A 20,757-nucleotide genomic window follows, 5' to 3' on the forward strand; every position below is an offset into this window, starting at 1 on the left:
CAAGGTAGAGCTTCATGGCTGCCGCCCCCTGCGCCCCAGGTAGGGTTTGCAACTTAACCTATTGATAATCCTTCCCACCTTGGTGAAGGAGAGGCTGGAAAGCGGACCGCGAAACCAGCCTGGGCCAGCGCCCTTTCACAGTACGATCAGTCCTGAACTGGATGAGGACTGAATCCATGGATCACCTAGACATACATCATCCGCCGGCAGCGACTGAAGACGACTGGCAAGCCCGATGCGGTGTACAGAAGATCGTGCAAACCGACCGTTATGGTTGCGGGGTAGCGTGTTTAGCGATGGTTACCGGCTGGACATATCAACGAGCTCGGGAGCATTTCGTAAGCCAGGGGCTTGGCAAAAGGAGGCATGGCCGACCGCCCTTCTCTACGAGTTCGGGCGAGATGAGGATGGCGGTGGCCACGGCAGGACTTCTGACAGTGACTCGCCGGTGGCGGGGATGGGCCGATCTTCACGGCCTGGCGATAGTCAAATTGCGCGACATACGTCCCGGAGAAAGGGAACGATGGCACTGGGCGGTGGCGTTTCGACACCCCGAGTTTGAAATCGCAGTCTTCGATCCGCACCGAGAATGGCCGGGGTTCATTCAACCGCCAATGGACACCCTCTGCACCATCTTTGAGGCATTTCAACCGAAAGGCGAATGGTTGCAGGTCGAGCAGAGCTTCCCCTTAGCACCAGCTGTCATGTGACGTTTATGGTGCATGACTCCCATTCTGACCTGATGGGAGGCACTCGTTCTGCAGAGCCTCAAGCCTGGGGCAGCTTCACTACTCCCCACCCACTGCCGCCGGCGAGGACCACTGGCCGGTCAATGTTGGGAAGGTGCAATTCAGGAAAGTCGCAGTAGCGCTCCATTGCACGGGCAAATCGCATGGCCAACTCGAAGCCATTGTCGCGCTGCTCGGGCACAGGAAGAGTCTGGCCCGAGACAATGTCGACCACTACACTCCCCAACGATTTGGAGTTAGACGACAAGGTGAGATGCCATGCGCTCTGCCCTTCAAGGAAGCTGCCGAAGATCGAGGTCTCGACGTCATCGAGCACTCGAAGCTGTGGCTCCCTGAAAAAGACCACTGCCGTTTGTGCCTTCGCTCCCTGCGGTGAAGTGATCCATTCATAAATCGCACAGCTGGTCTGATCAGGGTTCAGCTCAGGGTCAGGCGCCAAGCCAGTCATGAACACAGGGACCGAGCCGAGTTCGGAGTCGCTGAAATAGCCCAACCGTGCGACAGGTAGTCCAAATGGTACGTCGTAGTCACGCCCGTCGCTGAGCTCCAGGTTCCAGCCGAGATGCTGGAACATCGCCATGTACACCCGCTCATTGGTGAAGTGGCAGCCGCGGCGGAAGTTTTCTTCAGTACCAGGAACAAGCGCTCGATTTTCTTGATCCAGAGCGATGAGGATTTTGTCCAACCTCGAGGAAGGCGACTCACCCTCCTGATAAAGGGCCTCTTTGACGGCCGCGCGAAGCGGCACGAGTTCAAATGAGCCCAGGGGATTTGCCCATAGGAAGAAATTGGCGGTGGCCGGCTTCACACCGAACTCATGGATCAGGATTGAGCGATGTTCTGCAAGAGTCGAAAGCCGAAGTTCCGGACTCAAATCCTCAGTCATGAACACGCAGTTCTGTTCTGGGTTGCAGGCCTCGACCATTGCGTTCCAGTGATGCCACCCTGACAGCCTCAGGAACACTTCACGACTTCGATCTTTCAGGCCTGGAAGGAATCCGGCCAGACACCCGACCCACGCACGAGCATAGTCCTCCGCAGGGAAGATCATCGGCTTGTCCAGCTGGGGGGCAGATGTATTGGTCTTGATCACAAAAACTCCTAGAGGCGGTGAGCACTCTGCTCACTCGCCATGATTCGACAAGCAGCTCTTCTGCCAGTCCGTGCCGTGAATTCGTACAAAGGCCTCCATTTCAGGAGACAGCGGACTCTCGATCCTGAAGTCTCCATAGGCCTCAAGGAATCTCCCCCACCGTTCTCGCAACAGCCCGCCGCGCCTGTATTTAGGCGCCAGCCAGATCCAGGATAAAGTCCAGGGGCTGCCTGATGGGTTCGTTTCAGTCTCGTAAAGGAATGCACAAGCGCCTGCAATCGTGCCGTCAGCACCAGCTGGAATCAGGTAGCCGTGCCAGTCAACCGTTGCTTTAGTCGACATCGTTCCAGTCCACTGGACAAAGTCGTAGCCAAAATCCGCGCGGAAACGCTGGGCGCGCTTCAATACCTCCTGATGCATCCACATGGGCACAGATGCGTCTACCCGATCGGCGCCAGCGACACACTTTAGTCTGGCCGCAAACCGCTTGTTCGGGCCCGGGTCCAGTAACCGCTGTGTTTCTCTATGAACCTGACGATGTGCTTCACGCTCATTACGACTGCTGGGCAGGTAGGTCGTACCGCAGTAGGCACAGGTTTTAAGTGCCGAGTTGACGTCACGATATCGGGGCCCGGCTACTTCCAGCGACAACACATCCTCCCCTTGGAGCACCAATGTGAAGCGGTTTCCTAACTCATCCCGGTGGCGCTTGGTCGTTGGAAATGCCGGCTGGCGCTCCACATCTGATCGGAGGACTGTCGTAGTACAGCCGCGGGAAACCTCATAGGTGAGAATGAGGTACTCCGATTCCGTCAGCATGGGCTTGCCTGCCAGGTTGCCCTTTATCGCCTGCACCAGCTGACCAGGTGAGACAGCGAAGCCCAGGCGTTCCATGAAGATCAGCAGAGCAACGGCATCGGCAACGGCATAGCCATCCAACCACAACACATCGTCGTCGAGGCGCCTGGGCTTCCGGCACAAGCTGACTTTAGGGATTCTGAAGTAGGCAGCCAGTGCCTCTGCGTATCGGCCGGCCGCGGCAAACCCGCGGTACTCAGTCGCGATAATCAAATCATCAAAGTCGGATCTCGAAATACCGCCACACTCCAACAGTGCACGCTCAGCCGGAGTTAATCCCATCCGATCATCAAGCCGGGGGCGCTTCTCCGTCAGCAGTTTGTAGATCCGCTGCAACTGATCACTGGAAAGCTTGCCGGTCAAAAGCTACCTCTCGTGTCGCGGCTGTTTGGGGAACAGGCAGTCTAACGACCGCCGGGCAAATTCAAAGGCGAATTCCCCGAGTGGTCACGTGCGGGTAGAAACGGATCAAGCTACTTTGAGGTTAACCATCCCTCAGAGGACCTCCAGATGACAGCCACAAGGAAGAGGCACAGCGCTGCCTGGTTGATCTCTACGGCTTGGATGCTGATGACTACCGCTGCAATGGCGGCAGAGAACCCTACCCAGGGCGACCCATTCTCACCAACCACACTCAAGGACTGGGTATCAGTCATCAGCACCCTGATCACCATGGCCCTGGCGATTTGGGGTATCTGGAGCGGCTTGAGGTCAGCCCGAAATGCGATCCAAGAGAAGCGAAAGGAACACCGTCAGAAGCAGCTTGCCGCTGCACGGGACATGATGAAGGAGATTTTCACAGATCCACTCGCCCGCTCTGCGATGCGAATGATGGACTGGTCAGGCCGGACCTTCACCCATGAAGGCCAGACCTACGTCGTTCACTGGAGGGACCTCAAACCAGCCCTTGTCGTGCATGAGAAGGGGATGGGGTTCAGCAAGCAGCAGGAGTTCATTCGTGACTGCTTTGAGGCCTTCTTCGATCACATGCTGGTGCTCGAGCACTTCCTTGATCAGGACTACCTGCACGAAGCCGACATTGCTGTGCCCTTGGAGTATTACGCCGGGCGCGTCATGTCATTTCCTGATACTTATGACGGGTTCCTGCGGGCTTATGGGTACAGCGAAGCACGCGCATTGATGCAACGCCTTGCGGAAGGCGGAAAATAGGGCCGGCACCAGGGCGAAATCCCACATTTCGTGCAAAGTGCCCTTGCTTACACGGCCTACGATGGGGCTTTGTCCCTTGCTGTCTGCTCTGCAGGAGTCCGCATGAAACTGAAGGCCTCCGCTGGGGCAGAATCACTCCATCGGCGGGGGGAGCAGGATGTCAGAGAAGGGCTCAGGCACCACCACATTGTAGGGTTTCAGCTGTTCGAGGAGCCCTTTGTAGCCGAGCAACGGAATGGTTCGAGCAGGTTCACCAAGGTCGTTGCCAAAGAAGTTTTCCCAGTGCCCCAACAGCACAAGACGCGGTTTGGTCACCCTGAGGAGCCCTGTGGGGTAGTAACTGACTTGATTCCACCCTCCCCCGCAAAGGATCTCGACGTCGACGCGCTTTGAGTCAGAGATTATGGGTGGAAAGCCCCATGGAGGTTCAGCGGCGCTGTCTTGATAGTGAATGCGGTAAACCGGCCGACCATCCTCCCCGAGGAGGTCAATCATCCAGGCCAGAGTTACTTCACCAAGTCTCCAGTCCAGCAGACCAGTCGGCAAATCGTCGAGTTCCCAGTCGTACTCACCTGGGATGAAGTTATGGCCGAAGAGGTGCCCGGCATGCATGCTTCTAATAGGCATCACACGGATCGAACCCACGGAATTTGCTCCGTTTACGTCCCCATCAGTGATGACCTTCCCGTCGGAGTAAAACCATGTACCAGGTCGGGAGGGATCACGATGGTCGGTTATCTGCTGCTGACTTGGCACCACCACCGCGCCAGCGCCAAAGATCCGCTGTCCTGAGCTGTTCTTTGCTGCATGAAGAATGTGCTTAACCGTTTCAGACCCGTATACGACCGCTTTCGGAGAGTGCTTATCTACGACCCGCGGCACATCGAGAAGATGATCGTAGTGCGCATGACCCACCAGAAGCATCGTCACGTCTGCTGCAGGCGGCATGTGTCTGTCGACCTTCTCGTTGTCGGCTACCACTCGGGCCGGGGGTATCCCAGGAATGCCGAGGCTGGCCGGGTTGGTGTACGAAGGCGCCAGCAATAGCCCCTCCCCACGCCAATGTATGAGCCAGCCACCTACGCCAAGAAACTGAATCTTCGGCTCATCGCCCCAATGGTGATTCTGAACCGGTAACCCTTCTGAAAGCGGCTCATGAGTACAGCCGACCAGCAAACTCAATCCCAGTACGATCGATAGCCCTCGCATGGTCGGCACCCCTGCTGTCAAGGTTCGAAGCGGTATACGCGGTGGTAGAAGGCCCAAAGCATGGAAAACATCGCGACCAGCAATACCCAGTGGGTTACCTCTGGCTTGAACAATGGCAAGAGGAAACCCAGTTTGAAGTAGTCGATTCCAAGAAGGCATACCAATAGCATGCCAAGGACCAATAGCCCCCTGGGCCCCTTCATCATGCGAAGTGGATGGGCAATAACAGCAGAGAGGGGAACTCCAAGCAGTGCCAAATAGACAACCCAGACCTGCTCCGAAGGGATCGGCTCGTTTAAGAAGCGAAGACCAGCGAAACCCAGTAGCAGCGTCAAGCAGTCCACCAGGTCAGAGACGAAGGCGCGCCTGGTGTAGCCCTTCCCAAGATCATAGTGCCTGACCATCAGCCTGCTGAATTGCAGGCAGTGGTAGCCAATGAACCAGGCAGCCATACACAGAGACCAGCCGTTTGGGGACGCGCTCTCGAGAAATACCCTGGAATGCAAGGCACTAACCGTCCAGACAAGAGCGGCTCCCAGCGCTGCCGGGTAAAGCAACCCTGAAACGAGAAAGTACATGCGGGGACCGACTTCCATGATGCAGCTCCTAGGTAAGAGATGTTCAGCCTGCATTTTGACTGATCATAGAACCTGAGGAGTGAGGAAGTAGGAAGATCGAAAGGAGAGTCGAGGGGGCATGCCCCCTCGCTGGAGGTCATGCTACACGCTGGCGCTGCGCACGACGTTCCTGAATCTCTTGAGCATCGATGCAAAGGCTTGCAGTCGGCGCGACCAAAAGGCGCTTGAGCCCAATCGGCTGCCCAAACTCAGCGCAGTAGCCATAATCTCCTTCTTCGATCCTTTTCAGTGCAGCCTCCACGTCCAGCAACTCTGCCTGGTCCCGCTTCAGCATCCGCATTTCCATCGCGCGCTGCTCTTCCGCGGAGGCAGTATCCGCCGCATCCGGGAGACGCGCCTCGGAGTCATCGCGGAACGCCTCTGCTCGTTGAGCGAGCAGGCCCTGTAGGTGCAGTTTTCGATTGAGAAGAAGTTCCTTGAAGAAAGCCAGTTGCTGGTCGGACATGTAATCCGACTCCGGCGCGGAAAGCAGTTGCTGCTGAGTGAGTAAGGTGGACATAGGCGATTCCTTGTGAAGAGGTGGATGGCCCGAGCTTAACGAGGCCTCTCCCCTCTTCAACTCAAATGCCTCCGCTAAATCCCCGGCTACGCAGTCTTGAACCACAGGACTGCACCGTTATGGTCACCGTCCACACCAGCAGGAGGACATTCATGGAATTCAAAGCGTTGGGCACTGGCCGTTCCACATTCGATGAGCACTACGGGGCGGCAGCCTATTCCCTGGGCGATCAGCTCGGTTTCATTTACTTTCGCTCAACCGGCATCGAGCCGAGCCATTGGGAAAGCCGTATCTATGAGAACGGCCTGGTAGCAATGGCGCCAGTGGCTACTGACACGGCTATCCAGGAGGCATTCGACAAAGTGGATCTCTGTGCCGCGCATGCCAGAGCTTTCTCCAGAGCGATGGAAGCTCTGAGCGCGCATGGTTGCTCCGATGAGGTGCTCTGTTTGCTAACAGCGGCAGAGGGGCAAATTCAGGAGTTGATTTCCGCTGTTTAGCGCTGAAAGAGGCTGCTACCCTTGTCGTGAGAGTCAAGAGGAACGCGCTATGCAAACCACCGTCAAAAGCGCTGCAGAAATCGAAGTCGGCCCATTCCGCTATACCGAACGAGCCTTCCTAGCTACCTTGCTTTGCCTGGCCATCGGAGCGCTGGCGTTGGCATCGATGCTCGGGAGTCACCCCACGAGCGATGCCACCTTGGGCACACGCATGCTGTCAGTGCAGATGATCGCTGCCTACCTGATCGTACCAATCACCAGTGTGGGCGGTTTCCTGTGCCACAGAGCCGGCTCTAAGGCCCTTGCCGGAATGCTCCCCCTTATTGGAGCAGGCTTCTTGGCCGGCGCGCTGGGCGCAAGCTTGATCTGATTTCCCCTTAGGCTCGGCATTGCCGAGCCGTTTTCTTTTTGTGCGGCGCGTCCATGGAATCCAATCGCTGCAGAAGACCAGATTCACTTGGAGGCCACCAGGCCGCCGTTATACTGCTTACTTCACCCCCTGATTTACATGGAGAAATGCGTGAATAAACAAGAACTTATCAACCAAATCGCCGAGTCCGCGGACATCACCAAGGCTGTCGCTGGGAAAGCACTGGATGCGGTGATCGAGTCCGTGACTTCCGCGCTGAAGGCCGGTGACACTGTGACGCTGGTGGGCTTTGGCTCATTTTTGGTAAAGGAGCGCGCTGCGCGCGAGGGTCGCAATCCTCAAACCGGGAATCCTGTCCAGATTGCTGCTGCGAAGATTCCTGGCTTCAAGCCGGGCAAGGCGCTCAAGGACGCGATCAACTGATCGCTCCATCGCAAGACAACCCCGCCCTTCGGCGGGGTTTTTTTTGATATCCCCCAAAAAAGGGGCACTCCCTTTCCATTATTGGATTGAACAAGGATTTCAAGACATGAAATACATCTACACTCCTGAAGCGAAGGCATTCCTGGTCGACGGCAGCACTTGGCCGGCCACCATAAACACTTCGCTCCCCCATTTCCTCGCCAAGGCATCCGGCATGCTCTTTGGCGGCAAGAGCAGCCAGGAGATCCGCCTGGCTGAAGGTCAAGTTCTACCCAAAATTGAGCATGCGCGCAGTCTGGTACTACGCCAGCTCCGCCCATTCCTGTTTGTCGACCCGACAGGGCTGTTCAACGGCATGGAGCCGGTTGCTGCATACGATAAGTCGCTGATCGTCGCAGACCAGGTCCTGGTGGCTGTTGATCTGCTTGAGGACTTCGACATTTTCGTTGGGCTGACCCGTCTGTATCCGGCCTTGGTGAACGATGCTGCGGCCGTGAGAGCCGAACTCGCCAACCAGATTGCCCGTAGCTACAACGGCGTCCACAAGAGCGTACGGAACGTGAATAGCGGCCGCGCGCACCCAAGCGGATGAGCATGACTGATCGAATTCCTGACGGGGCTGAAGCCCTCACCCGCGAACGCGGTACCCTAGTCGATATTGTTTTCCGTGATCCCGCCGGTCCTTGGTCGGTTTGTACCTTCCGGCGGGAAGACAACACCTCCTTCACCGGTACCGGCAATTTCGGCAACGCAATCCTCTATGAGGACTACATCCTGTACGGCAAGCGCGTACCGGATATCGACGGCGCTGATTTCGATGTCAGCCAGTTCACCTCGATGCCACCAGCGAAGGTTGAGTCACTGGTTGGATATCTCAGCGTCCTCACTGGCGTCCCACGCAGCGTTACGAGCAAGGCAGTCCAGCACTTCGGCGAAAGTCTGATTCCAATTCTGGACCAATCACCAGATAGACTCGTGGAAGCTGGAATCTCCCCGCAAGAAGCCCAGGTCTTAGGCCAGGTTTGGGCTGATCAACGAAGTGAGCAACTCGCACTCGCACAGATCGACGTCGAGGGTATTCCGCCGGCGAAGCTGGCAACCCTGCAACGTCGCTTAGGCTATGCCGCGAACCTCAGTGAGGTTCTGAAAGAAGACCCTTATCTGCTCTACGTCCATTTCGAGGACATTCTCTTCACTTCCGCGCTGAACCTCGCGAAAAGGTTTGGAGTGACCAACAACACAGTCTCTGCAGTTAAAGGCGCGGTGGTCGGCGTGCTCCGCCGGGAGGCTTGGCTCGGGCACAGCTACGTTGAAGGGAGGCCGCTCATCGAGTCGGTCATGAAGATGCTTCGACTCACCAAAGATGAGATCAAGCCCCTCATTGCTCAGGCCGTAACCGACCTCGCCATGGCCAAGGTTGTCCATGCCAGCGGCGGACAGCTACAACTCCTGAGCCTGCACGAAGCAGAAAACAAACTGGCCGGCCTCGTGCGGAAATGGGCAGCACTGGACTGCAAAGACGCCGAGGACCTGGTGCCCACCGAAAAGATGGCCACCAAGCTCTTGAAGCCACTGGGCCTTGAAAACGGGACTGCGAAGACGTTCTCAGCAGGACTCCGCTCGCTCTTGGGAGAACGTTTTGCGCTGATCCAGTGCGAAACCCTCTCAGACCAAATGCTGGTTATCAAGGGCCTTCAACTCTTCCTGAAAGCCTTCGGCGCAGACGCCATCTATTCCGCTTATACAAACGAGATGGCTGACGAGGTCAACCGACTGCTCGATGACGACAGTGTCGTCGTCACGTACTCGGCCTTGATAGGCATTGATCCAAAGACAGGGGTGCCTTCACAGCATGGCAAAAGACCGATCAACGCGGATGTGTTGATTCTTGCCGGGGCGGACTCGCTTGGGATAGAGGAAATGGTGAACGTCCTGCGCGCCGTACCAGATTCGAGCAGGGTTTTCCTGCTTGGGGCAGCAAAGGACCTACCAGCTCACTCCATTGGCCAACCGTTCGCGGAGCTCACCCAAGGCGGGCCGGCGCGAGTTTTCCAGGCGAGCTTTTGGTTGCCACCCAGATCACCGCAACGCGAAGCATCGCGGCGTATCTGGAGCGGGACGCTCAAAGCGAACGACGAAACCTTCGACCCAACCCAAGCGATATCTTGGCTGTCGGTGCCATCCGAGCTGCTCATCGAGACCTTACCTGTTGTGGTTAGGGAGTTCGCCCAGCAGCTACAGGTAGACCCGCTGCTCGATATTAGGGTTGTAGTCCCAGCCGCCAAGGGGCCTCGAGGTGAGGACATGGTGGGCCCGCTGTCTGCAGCGATCGCTCGGGAGTTCACTGGCGAGGAGCACCTGGTTGAGTTCCATGGAAAAGGGCTGTTCAAAGGATTGCCTTTCGTAGTTAGGCAATCCGTCGCCAGCACAAACCATCCACCCTTTTCCGTGTTCACCGCCGCTGAAATCAATCCAGAGCGCCTGAACGCTGTAGACCGAGCTGGTAACAATTACTTGCTCAGCCTGGCAGAGCGCCTCGATGTGTTCCAGGGCGCTGTCATGACGCCGAAGCTCATCCGGGGGCGAGTCTACGACGTTGTCGTCTTGGTGGTCGGCGAGGGCCAGCAGGACCTCATCAACACCACCCTCATCTCGACTCTCCTGAACAGTGCGAAGACCACCTTGCTGGTGGTTGGCGCACTCGACGGATTGCTGACGGGATATTCCCTGCGCGAACCGACTGTTGCCCGGTCTCTTCTCCCTAAACGGATAAATCCAGATGTCGATCAAATCAGCGCGCCTTGAGGCGCTTGCCGCCGAGCATGCGGAAATTCAGCGACAGCGAAATATCGCAATCAGCCTTCCGTTGGTAGGGGCAGCAATTCCATTTGTGCCGCTCCCCTTGACGGTGGCCATCGCTGCAGGCTGTGCTATATGGTCCCTGCTGCTTGATCGGAAAGAAGCTGAAGCGTCTACCACGGATATCTGGGACGCCGGTTACATCGAAGCCCCGATTCCGGATTGCGACTTCCGCCGCTCCACTTTTCTGGGCAAGGCCATTCCTTGGACAGAGTGGAAGGATCGCGTTGACGCGATCACGAGTACGAAGGGCATCGCCACCGCTGACGATATCCGCCGGGAGTTGATCGACACCTATCCATCAATGATCCCATTCATGCTGTCCGACGACATCATGACTCGCCATGTAGCGCTGCTCGCTGCAACCGGGACCGGCAAGACCGAACTGCTTCTGGCAATCATCCAACAACAGATAAAAAAAGGGGCCGGCCTTCTGCTAATCGAAGCGAAGTCAGACTCTGATTTCTCCGGCTCGATTTACGGAATGATGGAAGCGGCCGGCCGGCTCGATGAGCTGCTGATCATCAACTTCGAGTTCCCGGAAATGTCGCATACCTACAATCCGTTCTTCTCGGGCGGGGTCCGCGCAACCATTTCCACTGCAATGAAGCTCCAAGCCAACTCCAAAGAGGAGTTCTGGACGGACATTGCTCGCTACTCCCTGACTGCCGCGGTGCTGTCGCTGAAGCTGCAGCCCGGGGAGCCAGTGTTCCACATCAAGGACATCATTGCAGTGCTGTCCGACTTCGACCTGCTGCTGAGCTTTATCCGCAACATACGGGTATCCGACTCCATCTATCACAGCGATGGTGTCGAGTGGCTGCACTCATACCTTCGCTTCTGGTTCGACGAAGAAAAACAGGTGTGGAACCTGCGCGGGTACAAGCAGTTGCTCCAAGGACTTGTGTCAAAACTTTCGGCGTTCGCCCACTCCGAATACTCCAGCATCGTCAATACCTACAGCCCGGATGTCGACCTCAAAGAGGCGATCCTCCAGAACAAGGTTGTTGTGTTGTCCATGTCGTCGCTTGCCGACAAAGACGGTGTGGAGCTATTCGGCAAATTGTTCATCTCTGATCTTGCTCGAGCGATCGGCGAAATCCAGCTCTCGAAAGCCAAACCGCTGATGATGTGCCCGGCCATTTTCGACGAGTACCCATCATTCATGGACGAGAGCCAGGTATCCCTGTTCCAGCTGGCGCGATCGGCGAATGTGCCCATCATCATTGCTTTCCAGGGCGTTGGCTTCCTCCAGAACATTTCCCCTGCCTTCGTCGAGATGGTGCTGGGCAACTGCTGGACACACCTGTACTGCGACATCCGGGATGCCCAGACGCGGGAGTTCGCCGTCAAGCTTGCGGGGACGATGATCAAAAGGTTCGTCCAAGAGTCCTCTGGCAGCAGCACGGGACAGAGTTACGCATCCGAGCAATCAGGTCTCTACACAAACGACTCGGAAGGCGCCAGCTCAAGTACCGGATACAAGGCGACGCGGGAGGACATCCTGCAACCCGAAGACTTTGCGTCGCTCGACCAAGGCGACGGGATCATTGTCGCGAAGTCGGGAACCTATCGTGTCCGCATGCCGTTGGTGAGGAACAGCTTCCCGAATGTCCACTTCAAGGACATGCGACTGGTCCGCAGGCCACGTCGAGCGCGCTCGGGCGTCAACGCCTGGCAACGATTCCACGAGAAGAACAAGGCAATGCTGGAAAAGCTGACTCAGGGCTGAATTTAGCATGCGAAACTCGAGCATTGAGGAGACACCATGAATTGGCAAGACAAACTGCGGCAGTGGGATTGGGACTTCGGGGTTGTATGGGACTGGTTTCTCGATATTACCCAGTTCCATGTGCAGCGAATCGGTTGGCCCGCTTACTTGGCCATCGCTGCCGTGATCATCTGCCTCGGGCTTGCTTTCCAGCCTACTCGCGGCCTGACCTCTCTGCTGATTAACGCCTTCGTCCGCATGATTTTCACCTACGTGCAGATCGTGCTGTCGTTGGTAACCGTGCAGTTGTTTGGATTCCTGGGCAAGGTGCTGCTTGCACAATTCCATCGAACCAGGCGCTGGGTTGGCCAGCTGTTCGACGAGAAAAAAACCTCTTAACTCTCTGCTCCCCTCCCCTCGGGCCGGCCCAAAGCCGGCCTGTCACTACCGACCCTCAAAAAAGGGGCACTCACTTTCCACTATTTGGGAAAGGAGGGCCCTTTATGAACTTTCACGCATGGGCTTTAGGGATCGGATATCTGGCGGCCATTGCCGTTCAGCCAGCATTTGCTGAATCCGACCCGTACGTAATCGATCAGCGCGATCCCCGGTATCAGCGTGCCATTGAGCACCTGTCTCTCGCTGCTCAAAACCTTCGCATGGCTCAGGACGAACTCAAGAAGGCCGAAGCCAGCGCCCCACTTCCAGGGCTGGATCTCGTAAGGATGCTCGCACAGGTCCGGCCCGTGGAAGAGACCATCAACGTAGTTCTGCAACCGGAGCAAAAGCGGCTCCGTTACCAGACCGTTACCCCCGATGGCCTGTTTTTCACCCCAACTCGAGTCGGAGATTGACCCATGCAAATGACTGGCCTCGCGCCGCAACTGAAAACGGAGGACCTCAAACGCTTTGCGTTGGGGATTCTCGCACTGGCGGTGACCATCTTCATCGTCGCCATGCCCGATATCGCAATGGCTGCGTTTGACGGCGATTTCGCGCCGGACGAGACGATCGCGAAGAACTCCAACAACAGCTTCCTCTACTGGTGGCGTCTGATTGCCAGTTACGGTCTCTGGGCCGGGTTGGCACTTCTGCTGCTGTCGGTGCTTTTCGCAGGCGCACGCGGCTGGTGGGTATTCGTGCTCGTGGTTCTGATTTCCCTCTTCGGTGAAACCGTAGTGGTCAAGGCCGGTAACCTGGCCGGCTTCAACATGGCCGGTGGTACTGGTTCCAGTTCTTCGGGGACCAAGTAACCATGCGCTTGAGAGTCACAACTGAAGCACCGACTTATGCCTTCGCGACGAGCCCGGTGAACTTCGGAGGCCTCACCCAAGAGGACCTTCTGTTCTTCATCGTTCCCTTGGTGATCGTCAGCAAAACCACAGGCGAAAACCTTTGGGCCTTTGCCGTTGCATTTTTCTGCCTGTGGCTCTTCAAGCGTTCCACGAGAAATAAACCTCAGGGCTTCCTAGCCCTGATGGCCTCAACTTTCGTAGGCGACCTCTACGTAATGACGAGCGAGTTCCCTGCCCTTCAAAAGGCAGTCGGGAAGTTCGGTCGCTTCACTGCGCGGATCTGGCTCGAGATCGGGCTGATTCCCTCACCGTCTTACTGCAACCGATACGAGCCCTGACATGAGTGAGCAATACGGCGCACCGTTGAAGTATTTCAATTTGCTCGGCGCAAGTGATCTTCGTGCGGGCAGAGCCATCATTACGCTGATCGCCATCTCAGCGGTTTTTGCAGTCGTTATCGCCGTGCTGGTTGGCATGAATAGGGAACTGCAGGAAACAAACCGGAGATTGCAAAGCGAGCGAATCATGTATGGATTCCCAAACTCTGAGGGGATCTTTATCAGCGAGCGGCAGATTCCACAGAGACACATCATTGCATTCGTGGCTGTCTTCCTTGACAACTACTACAACTTCACTCCTCTGTCTGCTCGAACCAATGCCGAAGAAGCATTGAGAATGATGTCGCCACGTCTCCGCGCGCTGAAGGAAGATAGTTTGAAGATCGTTGCAAACCAGTCGGTTGAGCAGCAGATCACACAGGTATTCACAAAATCTTCTCCATATCAAGTCGAAGTTACCCCACAGGGTTATGTGGTGTCCTTCACTGCTGAACGCCACAGGGCCACTTTGAATAGGGTTTTCAACAAGGCTAAGTACAATGTGAAAATTCTAATCAAGCCAGTCAAGCCTTCGAAGTTCTACGAGTGGGCGGTTGTGGCTGATGACTTCGACATCCAGGAGATTTAGGGTTGAAGAAGCGACTGATAGCTGCCGGCCTTTGCGCAGCCATGTCAACCACGATATTTGCGAGCGACGAGTGCAACCGGAATCCGCGCACTGTTGTTTACAACAACTCGCCAGTTGACATTTACATTTCAAACGACACCCAGCGTGCAGAGGTTTTGTTCCCCGAGCCATACCTCGACGGTATTTATGTAGAGGTAACTCAGGGCATGGACTTCTACCCGTCCCCTATCAAAAACAAGCTCGCATTTCAAGCGACAGATCCGCTGTATACGGGCCTTGTTTATGTCGATGCGCCGTCCAAGCAAACGTACATTCTCAAACTTATAACCCGGCCTGGTTGCGCAGACAGCCAAGTCACTATTTCGGGCCAGCCGATCGCTGATAGGTCCGCCATGGCGCGAGACTCCCGCGGAAGAATTAAAGGTCTGATGAACTATCTCTACGATGGGAAACTGCCTTCGGGATATCGCGAACAGGATTTTTCCCGACTTTCAGAGACTGATCGTGTTGTGTTTCGGCAGGGCTCGCTGGAATTCAAACTTCGCTCCCAAGTTGTGGGTCCGAAGTACATCGGCACTACTTACGAAGTCATCAACAACGGTCGCACTTCAACAAAAGTCGCCATTGATCAAATCGACTATGGCAACAAGGCCGTACGCGAGTCCCTTGGAATTGCCAGACAAGTTTCCATGCTCCCTTCCTCTCGGATACTAGGCCCCTCCCCCGAATACATTACCGAGGTCTACGGAGAGTCACATCGCGGGTTGCTATTCATCGTATCGGAGAAAGTACAGTGAGCGCCGATAACGATCAGAAGAAGAACGTAATAACGAAGCAACGCGGCCTATATATCGTCGCTGCAGTTGGTGCGCTTGGTGTTGCCATGAACTTCATGGGCGGCAACAGCGAAACCACAGGTGCGACTTCGGTTGACGCACCCAAGGCAGTTGAAGTTGGCAGTGACAAAGTCAACTCGATCACCATCCAGGATAAAGATGCTGCACTGACTCAGTTCGCCAAGAAGATCGAAACCCTTGAGGACAAAATCAAGCGAGGCGAGGAGGATCGCGAGGCTCTCAAGGCGAAGATGCTTGAGGACCAACGCAAAGCAGAGCAGAAATCGAACACTGAGATTCGAGCTCTCAGTGAAGAAGTTGCACAACTACGAAAAGATCAGGTTGACGGTGTTTACGGTGGTATCAACAAGCTGGACAAAGGCTCCAGCATGCCATTGCCACCCTCCTCTTCTGAAGGACTAAACCTCGAGGACTTTTCACTCGAGCCGCCAATGCCGGCAGTTTCTGCAAACCCATCGAACTCCAACCGTTACGGTCCGAACTATTTCCTGCTCAATGGCGGGGACGCGGGCGGTCAGCAATTCAACGGAAAAAGCGGAGGCGGCGCGGGCTCAACTGCTGAGACCGAGCAACAGCTGTTTGCCAACATGTCAGCTCCTGAGTCGAATGGCATTCAGCGCGCTGGCGTGAATACCTACAACGAGGCCGACGCGACCCTGGCAAAGCTGAACGGCCGCCAGCCGAACCCGGACCCGATGCCGGCAGCCCAGTCTCTCAACGCCTCCCTGCCAACCCAGAGTCCGCGCGAAACGTATGAAGTACCCGCCTTCTCTTTTGTGGAAGTCACCACGCTTCACGGGGTTGCGTGCCCGATCGGCGCCAACGCTCCTGGGGCATCCGAAGAAGGGAAAATTCCCGCTCGACCGGTAGTCCTTCCGGTGCGCGGCATCTTCAAGGGTCCCAACGGCGCCGAACGAGATCTCGGCACTATCCACCTGATGGGCCTCTGCTCTGGCAACCGCAACTCCAGCTCGAATACGGGCCGCGCGACCATTCGCATCGAGCAACTCTCCTACTGGGACGAGACCGGTGGTGCCCAGACGGTCCCTGCAACCGGGTACATCGTCGATACGCGAGACAACGAGCAAGACGTCTACGGCCGCCTGGACAAGGCCTCAGGCCGCACCCTCGCACTCCAGTCAGCTGCAGCAGCCGCAGCGGCCTATGCCTCCACCCTGAGCCAGGCCGAGTTCACTACGAATAGCGCGATGGAAAACGGAACCAGCTCAACCACCAGCCAGTTAACCGGGAACGCCACGAAGGCGGCGGTCAACGAGGGCATCGCCGGGATGTTCAAGAAGATCTCGGAGCGATTCGAGCGAGAAGCAAACGCTGCGGTAGACACCGTCATCGTCGAGCCGGGCATCAAGCTGCGCTTCGTAACAGACCAAACCTTCCGTGTTTTGAAACCAGCTGAGGCGTTCGACATTGACCCCGGCATGTACGACACCCTGATCTAGGAACCAGCCATGAACATCCGCCCATTCTTGGCCTTGTCCACCGCATTGCTTCTCAGCGGTTGTGCCAGTGAGGAGCCTTTCAAAAACAGTGCTTCGATGGACCAGATCTACGATGCGGTCCATGGCAGCGCCAGCAGAGACACGGTCTCGCTCCTGCGCCAAGGCCTGCGCGCGCGGCCAGAGCTTGGCTCATCAGAACCGTACTTTCCGATCCGAAACCCGGACGTTGTAGCGCCGGTATGGGTGGTGCCATACGCCGACGCTAAAACCGGCGTGAAGCATGGCGGCCGCTGGGATTACATCATCGTGGAGGAAGCAGATTGGGCAAACTGACCATCGGCTTCTGTCTCCTGGCAGCGGCATCCACGGCTTTGGCTGAGGGTGTTCCCCAGATGTACAAGGATGCCATTCGCGAACACCACACAAAGATGATCCTGGGATCAGGCCAAGACCTGACTGTTCTTCAACCTGACGTCGTTCTCTATCGGAAAATTTTCCAAAAGGAAAACACAACCGATCACCGCGAGCTGATTCAGGCAGACGAAATCCCGTGGGCACAACTCTTCAAGAACCAAGACCTCACCCTTGGTGAAATCGTCCGACTCTCGGCCGCAGCGTCCGGCTACGACTCTCGCTTCGATCCGCAAGTCAACCAAGACCAAGTGATCAAGCTCAACTCGCATCCCAACTCGCTGCGCGACCTTGCGGAATACCTCACCCGAGTCAGTGGCGCTCGTGTGACCGTTTACCCGGAAGGGCGCGTGGTTACAGCAACACTCAAGGGGCAGGGTTGATGGCCAAGGTAAAAATTGACGACCTGCATCTCTACGACACTGAGTTGGCTGGCCTGGCTCGCCGCGGGTATCAGGGCGGCATGCCCATCCAGTTGCTTTCCGATGCATTCCTGTACGAGAAGCATGGCAGCTATTTCCACACCATCGATGGTCGCTTCGCCAAAATCTGGAAGCTACGAGGTATGGATGCCTCGCTCCTGAACAACGATGACCTGTGGTCCCTCAGTAAAGGTCTTGGTGATGTACTGAACAAGTATCCATCTGGATCGGCCGGTCAATTCATTCGTCACACCCATCGAGATATTCGCGAAGTTCTTGGGATCTACCGTGCAGGTATTGAAGGCGGAGAAGATGAGTTCGCTCTCGAAATCGCGAACTCGATCGTCGAACGACAGATCGTTGCGGCAAGCTCGCCTGAAGGTTTCTTCACAAAGCTCTCCACCGAGGTCCTTGAGCGCATGCGTGAGGACTCTCTGGCCGAGATCGAGGATGAGAAGCTTCGAAATAATGTTCGGACTCTTCTCATGGGCGGTGACCCCTGGGCGGAAGAGGGAGAGGATGACGTCCGGGCCAATGTCACCGAGCAGATTGAGCGCGAAGTAAGCCAAGGTCGCTATCCCTTTGTAACGGACTTCTACCTGGTCTTGCTCTGGAGTCCGGATTATCTCTTCGGCAAATTCATCGACAACACAGCGAAGAACGCACTGGCTTCGATGGGGCTTATCGACGCCAACAAGCTGGCTCATAAGGAATACACGAAGCACGCAAGACGCTTTGGCCAACTCTGTCATGAGATCGGCCAGGCTCTGGCCACGTTCGGGTTCCAGCCGGGCTCGCTTAACGGCCAAGGCCTCATCAACCTTCAGTACCAGCTTTTCAACCCCGTTCGCTGCTTCAAGGTCGACCCGCCCAAGTACCGGCCTGACTTGCCCATCCTGGATTGCTTGAAGAACCCGAGCCAAGTCGCGTACCGGGAAACTCTCAACAATGCCCCGATGTTCGCCTCTGTCGAAACCGAGGAGAAAGGCTGGACCATTCACGATTCCGGCGTCCCCTACTTCATCCGCCCAGTCTCGGTATTGGGTAAACCAACCTCGAGCTTCCCGGGCATGCTGCAGGTGGCCATGTCGGGCATCGAGAGCGAATCGCTGATCACCATCAACTGGAGCGTGCCCTCCCCAATAGCGATGATGAGCCGCCTATGGACTCGTGGGCGCATGCAATCCGGGAAAGAAGCCATGAAAATTGGCGACAAGGATCTGCTGGCTCAGCAGCGCAATGACCTGGAGAAGGTTAAATCCAAGATCAGTGCGGAAAACGCCAACAACCGCGAGCAGTTTTTTGACGTGTCGCTTCACATCAACCTGATGGGGTTCGTCGAGTCCCAGGTCGATGATCAAGCCATGCAGTTGGAGAACATGCTTTGGCGTGTGGGGCACAAAGAATCCCTTCGCGGCGACGCTGCTGTCAGGAACAGCATGCCGTTGAACTTCCGCAAGAGCAGCATGAAGCTCTTCCGTCGTGACACCCCTCACCTCACGGAAAGCTTGTCCCATCTGTGTCCGTTCTTTGTTGAATACCAAGGCTGTTCCGACCCTGCAATCCTGATGAACAACAGGGCGGGACAGCCGATCTATCTGGACCTGTGGGGCCAGATGACGAACACCGCGCATAGCCTGATTTGCGGTAGTACCGGTACCGGTAAGTCGTTCACCTTCAACAACCTGTTGATGGCCTTGAGGGTGAAGTACCGACCGAAAGTCTGGATCATCGACAAGGGCGACTCCTACGAGAGCCTCTGCCTGGTTCTCGATGGCAACTACATTCGCCTTGCGACCGAGCCGTTCAAAGAGCCGATCACCGGGCGGACCATCAACCCCATCTGTATCAACCCGTTCTGGATCGGTAAAAACGACGACGGCAACAACGAAATGCCGACGTTGGAAGACATGTTCTTCATTGCTCGCATGCTGGTGATGATGATCACCTCCAGCGCTGCAGAGCAGTCCAAAACATCGGTCATTACCCCAGTGACAGTGCCTCTGCTGTATCAGGCACTCAACGAGTTCTATACCGACTGGGTAGCTACCAAGCCGAAGGACGAACCTCGTTTCAGGGACTTCATCCCTTACCTCGACAAAACTGAGTTCACTGAACAGTCGGGCAGATCGCTCGTCCAGGCGCTCACCCTCTATTACGGGGCCGGGCCATTTGCAGCTCTCTTTGACGGTTTCCTGCAGGTCCAATGGGAGAACGACTTTACCGTTCTCGAAACCCAGCGGATGGCAAAGTCTCCAGCCCTACCCGTAGTCACTCTGGCCCTGTTCCGCCAGATCGACTTGTACTGCAAGTTCAAGCTTGAACGTAGCCGCAAGAAGATCGTGGCTGTCGACGAAGCGTGGGCAACCCTTTCTGACCCGACTGCCGCATCGGCGCTCTCCAGCTTCTATCGAGAACTCCGCCGCTATGGTGCCGGCTGCTTGCTGATTTCTCAGACCGTGAAGGACTTCGTCAACCTGATCCGTGCTGAGTCCGGTGGGAATGGCGAGTCACAGGACGGCATCCTCGAGAACACAAGCCATTACTTCTTCCTGGCCTGCTCGCAGTCGGACTACGACATCGCGAAGGAATTCCTCGCATTTACTGCCGAGGAGATTGAGCTTTGGCGATCGCTTGCATCTCTGCCCCCGCTGTACAGCGAAGTCTTCTACCGGATGCGGACAACCAAATCCGAATACTACAGCGGTGTCTTCCGGCTCTTCGCCAGCCCCATGGCGCTTTGGATCGCCTCGTCCCATCCGGACGACTACCAAATGCGCGAGCGCAAGACCCAGGAGCTTGTGCAGAAGCACTCCATCTCCGAATCAAAAGCTCGCCAGAAGGCAATCTCCGAGCTCGCAAAATCTCACCCGTATGGTGCTCGATACCATGTCAATCAAGCTGCTTAAAACCCTCGCGGCGGTAGCCGCACTCGCCTCGCTCGCAGCTTGTTCGTCGAAGTACGAACCGCGCGAAACGATCATCGAGGAGCAGGCCAAGCCTATTAAGCCCCTCTACGCCCCCAAAACCGAACTCGAGCGCCGCGCGTACGAGGAAGGCGTCACACAGGTTCTCACAGATCTGAAGGGAAAGATGCGTGCACGCGATCGGTTCACCTGGGACCCGCCGATCATTCAGTGCGGTGTTGACATTCCTGCACGGGTGCAAAACGGAATGCTGGTCCCGGGCCACAAGGAATGCGTCCAGATCGCTCCAGGTCGCTGGACCGAAGAAGCACCAACCTATCTGCCGGTATTGGGAAATTAA

The 20,757-nt window shown here is 56.3% G+C and carries 23 protein-coding genes; 18 read left to right on the forward strand and 5 right to left on the reverse strand.

Annotated features, from left to right (window positions below):
• Positions 1-768 precede the first annotated feature (768 nt).
• Positions 769-1,842 (reverse strand): hypothetical protein, encoded by a 1,074-nt coding sequence (locus Q9451_RS32800; protein ID WP_126152488.1) that lies wholly within the window; start codon positions 1,840-1,842, stop codon positions 769-771.
• A 30-nt stretch (positions 1,843-1,872) separates the two neighbouring features.
• On the reverse strand, positions 1,873-3,063 hold the full coding sequence (locus tag Q9451_RS32805) for a hypothetical protein (RefSeq protein WP_019436916.1): 1,191 nt from the start codon (positions 3,061-3,063) through the stop codon (positions 1,873-1,875).
• 207 nt (positions 3,064-3,270) lie between these two features.
• Here Q9451_RS32805 and Q9451_RS32810 point away from each other — a divergent pair, with 207 nt between their 5' ends.
• Complete coding sequence (locus Q9451_RS32810) at positions 3,271-3,870, forward strand: hypothetical protein (protein WP_223271182.1); 600 nt, start codon at positions 3,271-3,273, stop codon at positions 3,868-3,870.
• 132 nt (positions 3,871-4,002) lie between these two features.
• On the opposite strand, the gene Q9451_RS32815 is transcribed toward Q9451_RS32810, so the two are convergent.
• From Q9451_RS32815 to Q9451_RS32825, 3 genes are all read right to left on the reverse strand, one after another.
• Positions 4,003-5,079 carry a hypothetical protein gene (locus Q9451_RS32815; RefSeq protein ID WP_010792917.1) on the reverse strand — a complete coding sequence of 359 codons (1,077 nt, stop codon included), beginning with the start codon at positions 5,077-5,079 and terminating at the stop codon, positions 4,003-4,005.
• A 17-nt stretch (positions 5,080-5,096) separates the two neighbouring features.
• Positions 5,097-5,675, reverse strand: a complete 579-nt coding sequence (locus tag Q9451_RS32820) for a hypothetical protein (protein ID WP_172688552.1) — start codon at positions 5,673-5,675, stop codon at positions 5,097-5,099.
• 118 nt (positions 5,676-5,793) lie between these two features.
• Positions 5,794-6,216: a TraR/DksA family transcriptional regulator gene (locus Q9451_RS32825; RefSeq protein ID WP_010792915.1), complete on the reverse strand. Its 423-nt coding sequence runs from the start codon at positions 6,214-6,216 to the stop codon at positions 5,794-5,796.
• 152 nt (positions 6,217-6,368) lie between these two features.
• On the opposite strand from Q9451_RS32825, the gene Q9451_RS32830 reads away from it, so the two are divergent.
• The 17 genes from Q9451_RS32830 (at position 6,369) to Q9451_RS32910 (ending at position 20,757) form a co-directional block, all read left to right on the forward strand.
• Positions 6,369-6,716 carry a hypothetical protein gene (locus tag Q9451_RS32830; RefSeq protein ID WP_010792914.1) on the forward strand — a complete coding sequence of 116 codons (348 nt, stop codon included), beginning with the start codon at positions 6,369-6,371 and terminating at the stop codon, positions 6,714-6,716.
• A 49-nt stretch (positions 6,717-6,765) separates the two neighbouring features.
• A complete protein-coding gene (locus tag Q9451_RS32835) occupies positions 6,766-7,086 on the forward strand; it encodes a hypothetical protein (RefSeq protein WP_010792913.1) in 321 nt (106 codons plus the stop codon).
• Positions 7,087-7,218: 132 nt separating this feature from the next.
• Positions 7,219-7,509, forward strand: coding sequence for an HU family DNA-binding protein (locus tag Q9451_RS32840; protein WP_255251287.1), 291 nt, complete (start codon positions 7,219-7,221; stop codon positions 7,507-7,509).
• Between the two features lie 106 nt (positions 7,510-7,615).
• Complete coding sequence (locus Q9451_RS32845) at positions 7,616-8,101, forward strand: hypothetical protein (RefSeq protein ID WP_172688553.1); 486 nt, start codon at positions 7,616-7,618, stop codon at positions 8,099-8,101.
• A gap of 2 nt (positions 8,102-8,103) precedes the next feature.
• Positions 8,104-10,314 (forward strand): helix-hairpin-helix domain-containing protein, encoded by a 2,211-nt coding sequence (locus Q9451_RS32850; RefSeq protein WP_234285039.1) that lies wholly within the window; start codon positions 8,104-8,106, stop codon positions 10,312-10,314.
• On the forward strand, positions 10,289-12,100 hold the full coding sequence (locus tag Q9451_RS32855) for a TraM recognition domain-containing protein (protein WP_010792909.1): 1,812 nt from the start codon (positions 10,289-10,291) through the stop codon (positions 12,098-12,100). The genes Q9451_RS32850 and Q9451_RS32855 overlap by 26 nt, the downstream gene beginning before the upstream one ends.
• A gap of 36 nt (positions 12,101-12,136) precedes the next feature.
• The gene (locus Q9451_RS32860) at positions 12,137-12,478 is read left to right on the forward strand and encodes a hypothetical protein (protein WP_010792908.1); all 342 of its coding nucleotides are present in this window, start codon (positions 12,137-12,139) and stop codon (positions 12,476-12,478) included.
• A gap of 104 nt (positions 12,479-12,582) precedes the next feature.
• On the forward strand, positions 12,583-12,933 hold the full coding sequence (locus tag Q9451_RS32865) for a hypothetical protein (protein ID WP_010792907.1): 351 nt from the start codon (positions 12,583-12,585) through the stop codon (positions 12,931-12,933).
• A 3-nt stretch (positions 12,934-12,936) separates the two neighbouring features.
• A complete protein-coding gene (locus tag Q9451_RS32870) occupies positions 12,937-13,332 on the forward strand; it encodes a hypothetical protein (protein WP_010792906.1) in 396 nt (131 codons plus the stop codon).
• Positions 13,333-13,334: 2 nt separating this feature from the next.
• Positions 13,335-13,712, forward strand: coding sequence for a hypothetical protein (locus tag Q9451_RS32875; RefSeq protein WP_010792905.1), 378 nt, complete (start codon positions 13,335-13,337; stop codon positions 13,710-13,712).
• A 1-nt stretch (position 13,713) separates the two neighbouring features.
• Positions 13,714-14,340 carry a hypothetical protein gene (locus tag Q9451_RS32880; RefSeq protein WP_010792904.1) on the forward strand — a complete coding sequence of 209 codons (627 nt, stop codon included), beginning with the start codon at positions 13,714-13,716 and terminating at the stop codon, positions 14,338-14,340.
• Between the two features lie 2 nt (positions 14,341-14,342).
• Positions 14,343-15,137: a hypothetical protein gene (locus Q9451_RS32885; protein ID WP_010792903.1), complete on the forward strand. Its 795-nt coding sequence runs from the start codon at positions 14,343-14,345 to the stop codon at positions 15,135-15,137.
• Positions 15,134-16,657: a conjugal transfer protein TraB gene (locus Q9451_RS32890; protein WP_172688555.1), complete on the forward strand. Its 1,524-nt coding sequence runs from the start codon at positions 15,134-15,136 to the stop codon at positions 16,655-16,657. Before Q9451_RS32885 ends, Q9451_RS32890 begins: the two co-directional genes overlap by 4 nt.
• Before the next feature lie 9 nt (positions 16,658-16,666).
• Positions 16,667-16,990 (forward strand): TraV family lipoprotein, encoded by a 324-nt coding sequence (locus Q9451_RS32895; protein ID WP_010792901.1) that lies wholly within the window; start codon positions 16,667-16,669, stop codon positions 16,988-16,990.
• Positions 16,978-17,451: a hypothetical protein gene (locus Q9451_RS32900; RefSeq protein ID WP_010792900.1), complete on the forward strand. Its 474-nt coding sequence runs from the start codon at positions 16,978-16,980 to the stop codon at positions 17,449-17,451. Before Q9451_RS32895 ends, Q9451_RS32900 begins: the two co-directional genes overlap by 13 nt.
• Positions 17,451-20,399 (forward strand): FtsK/SpoIIIE domain-containing protein, encoded by a 2,949-nt coding sequence (locus tag Q9451_RS32905; protein ID WP_010794276.1) that lies wholly within the window; start codon positions 17,451-17,453, stop codon positions 20,397-20,399. Before Q9451_RS32900 ends, Q9451_RS32905 begins: the two co-directional genes overlap by 1 nt.
• Positions 20,380-20,757: a hypothetical protein gene (locus Q9451_RS32910; RefSeq protein ID WP_019438451.1), complete on the forward strand. Its 378-nt coding sequence runs from the start codon at positions 20,380-20,382 to the stop codon at positions 20,755-20,757. Before Q9451_RS32905 ends, Q9451_RS32910 begins: the two co-directional genes overlap by 20 nt.

The organism is Pseudomonas sp. NY8896 (assembly GCF_039634505.1).

Excerpts from the sequence above, each read along its gene's own strand:
- Q9451_RS32810 (WP_223271182.1), top strand. The coding sequence starts at position 3,271 with ATGACTACCGCTGCAATGGCGGCAGAGAACCCTACCCAGGGCGACCCA.
- Q9451_RS32815 (WP_010792917.1), bottom strand. The coding sequence starts at position 5,079 with ATGCGAGGGCTATCGATCGTACTGGGATTGAGTTTGCTGGTCGGCTGT.
- Q9451_RS32820 (WP_172688552.1), bottom strand. The coding sequence starts at position 5,675 with ATGGAAGTCGGTCCCCGCATGTACTTTCTCGTTTCAGGGTTGCTTTAC.
- Q9451_RS32825 (WP_010792915.1), bottom strand. The coding sequence starts at position 6,216 with ATGTCCACCTTACTCACTCAGCAGCAACTGCTTTCCGCGCCGGAGTCG.
- Q9451_RS32830 (WP_010792914.1), top strand. The coding sequence starts at position 6,369 with ATGGAATTCAAAGCGTTGGGCACTGGCCGTTCCACATTCGATGAGCAC.
- Q9451_RS32835 (WP_010792913.1), top strand. The coding sequence starts at position 6,766 with ATGCAAACCACCGTCAAAAGCGCTGCAGAAATCGAAGTCGGCCCATTC.
- Q9451_RS32845 (WP_172688553.1), top strand. The coding sequence starts at position 7,616 with ATGAAATACATCTACACTCCTGAAGCGAAGGCATTCCTGGTCGACGGC.
- Q9451_RS32850 (WP_234285039.1), top strand. The coding sequence starts at position 8,104 with ATGACTGATCGAATTCCTGACGGGGCTGAAGCCCTCACCCGCGAACGC.
- Q9451_RS32855 (WP_010792909.1), top strand. The coding sequence starts at position 10,289 with ATGTCGATCAAATCAGCGCGCCTTGAGGCGCTTGCCGCCGAGCATGCG.
- Q9451_RS32860 (WP_010792908.1), top strand. The coding sequence starts at position 12,137 with ATGAATTGGCAAGACAAACTGCGGCAGTGGGATTGGGACTTCGGGGTT.
- Q9451_RS32865 (WP_010792907.1), top strand. The coding sequence starts at position 12,583 with ATGAACTTTCACGCATGGGCTTTAGGGATCGGATATCTGGCGGCCATT.
- Q9451_RS32870 (WP_010792906.1), top strand. The coding sequence starts at position 12,937 with ATGCAAATGACTGGCCTCGCGCCGCAACTGAAAACGGAGGACCTCAAA.
- Q9451_RS32875 (WP_010792905.1), top strand. The coding sequence starts at position 13,335 with ATGCGCTTGAGAGTCACAACTGAAGCACCGACTTATGCCTTCGCGACG.
- Q9451_RS32880 (WP_010792904.1), top strand. The coding sequence starts at position 13,714 with ATGAGTGAGCAATACGGCGCACCGTTGAAGTATTTCAATTTGCTCGGC.
- Q9451_RS32895 (WP_010792901.1), top strand. The coding sequence starts at position 16,667 with ATGAACATCCGCCCATTCTTGGCCTTGTCCACCGCATTGCTTCTCAGC.
- Q9451_RS32905 (WP_010794276.1), top strand. The coding sequence starts at position 17,451 with ATGGCCAAGGTAAAAATTGACGACCTGCATCTCTACGACACTGAGTTG.
- Q9451_RS32910 (WP_019438451.1), top strand. The coding sequence starts at position 20,380 with ATGTCAATCAAGCTGCTTAAAACCCTCGCGGCGGTAGCCGCACTCGCC.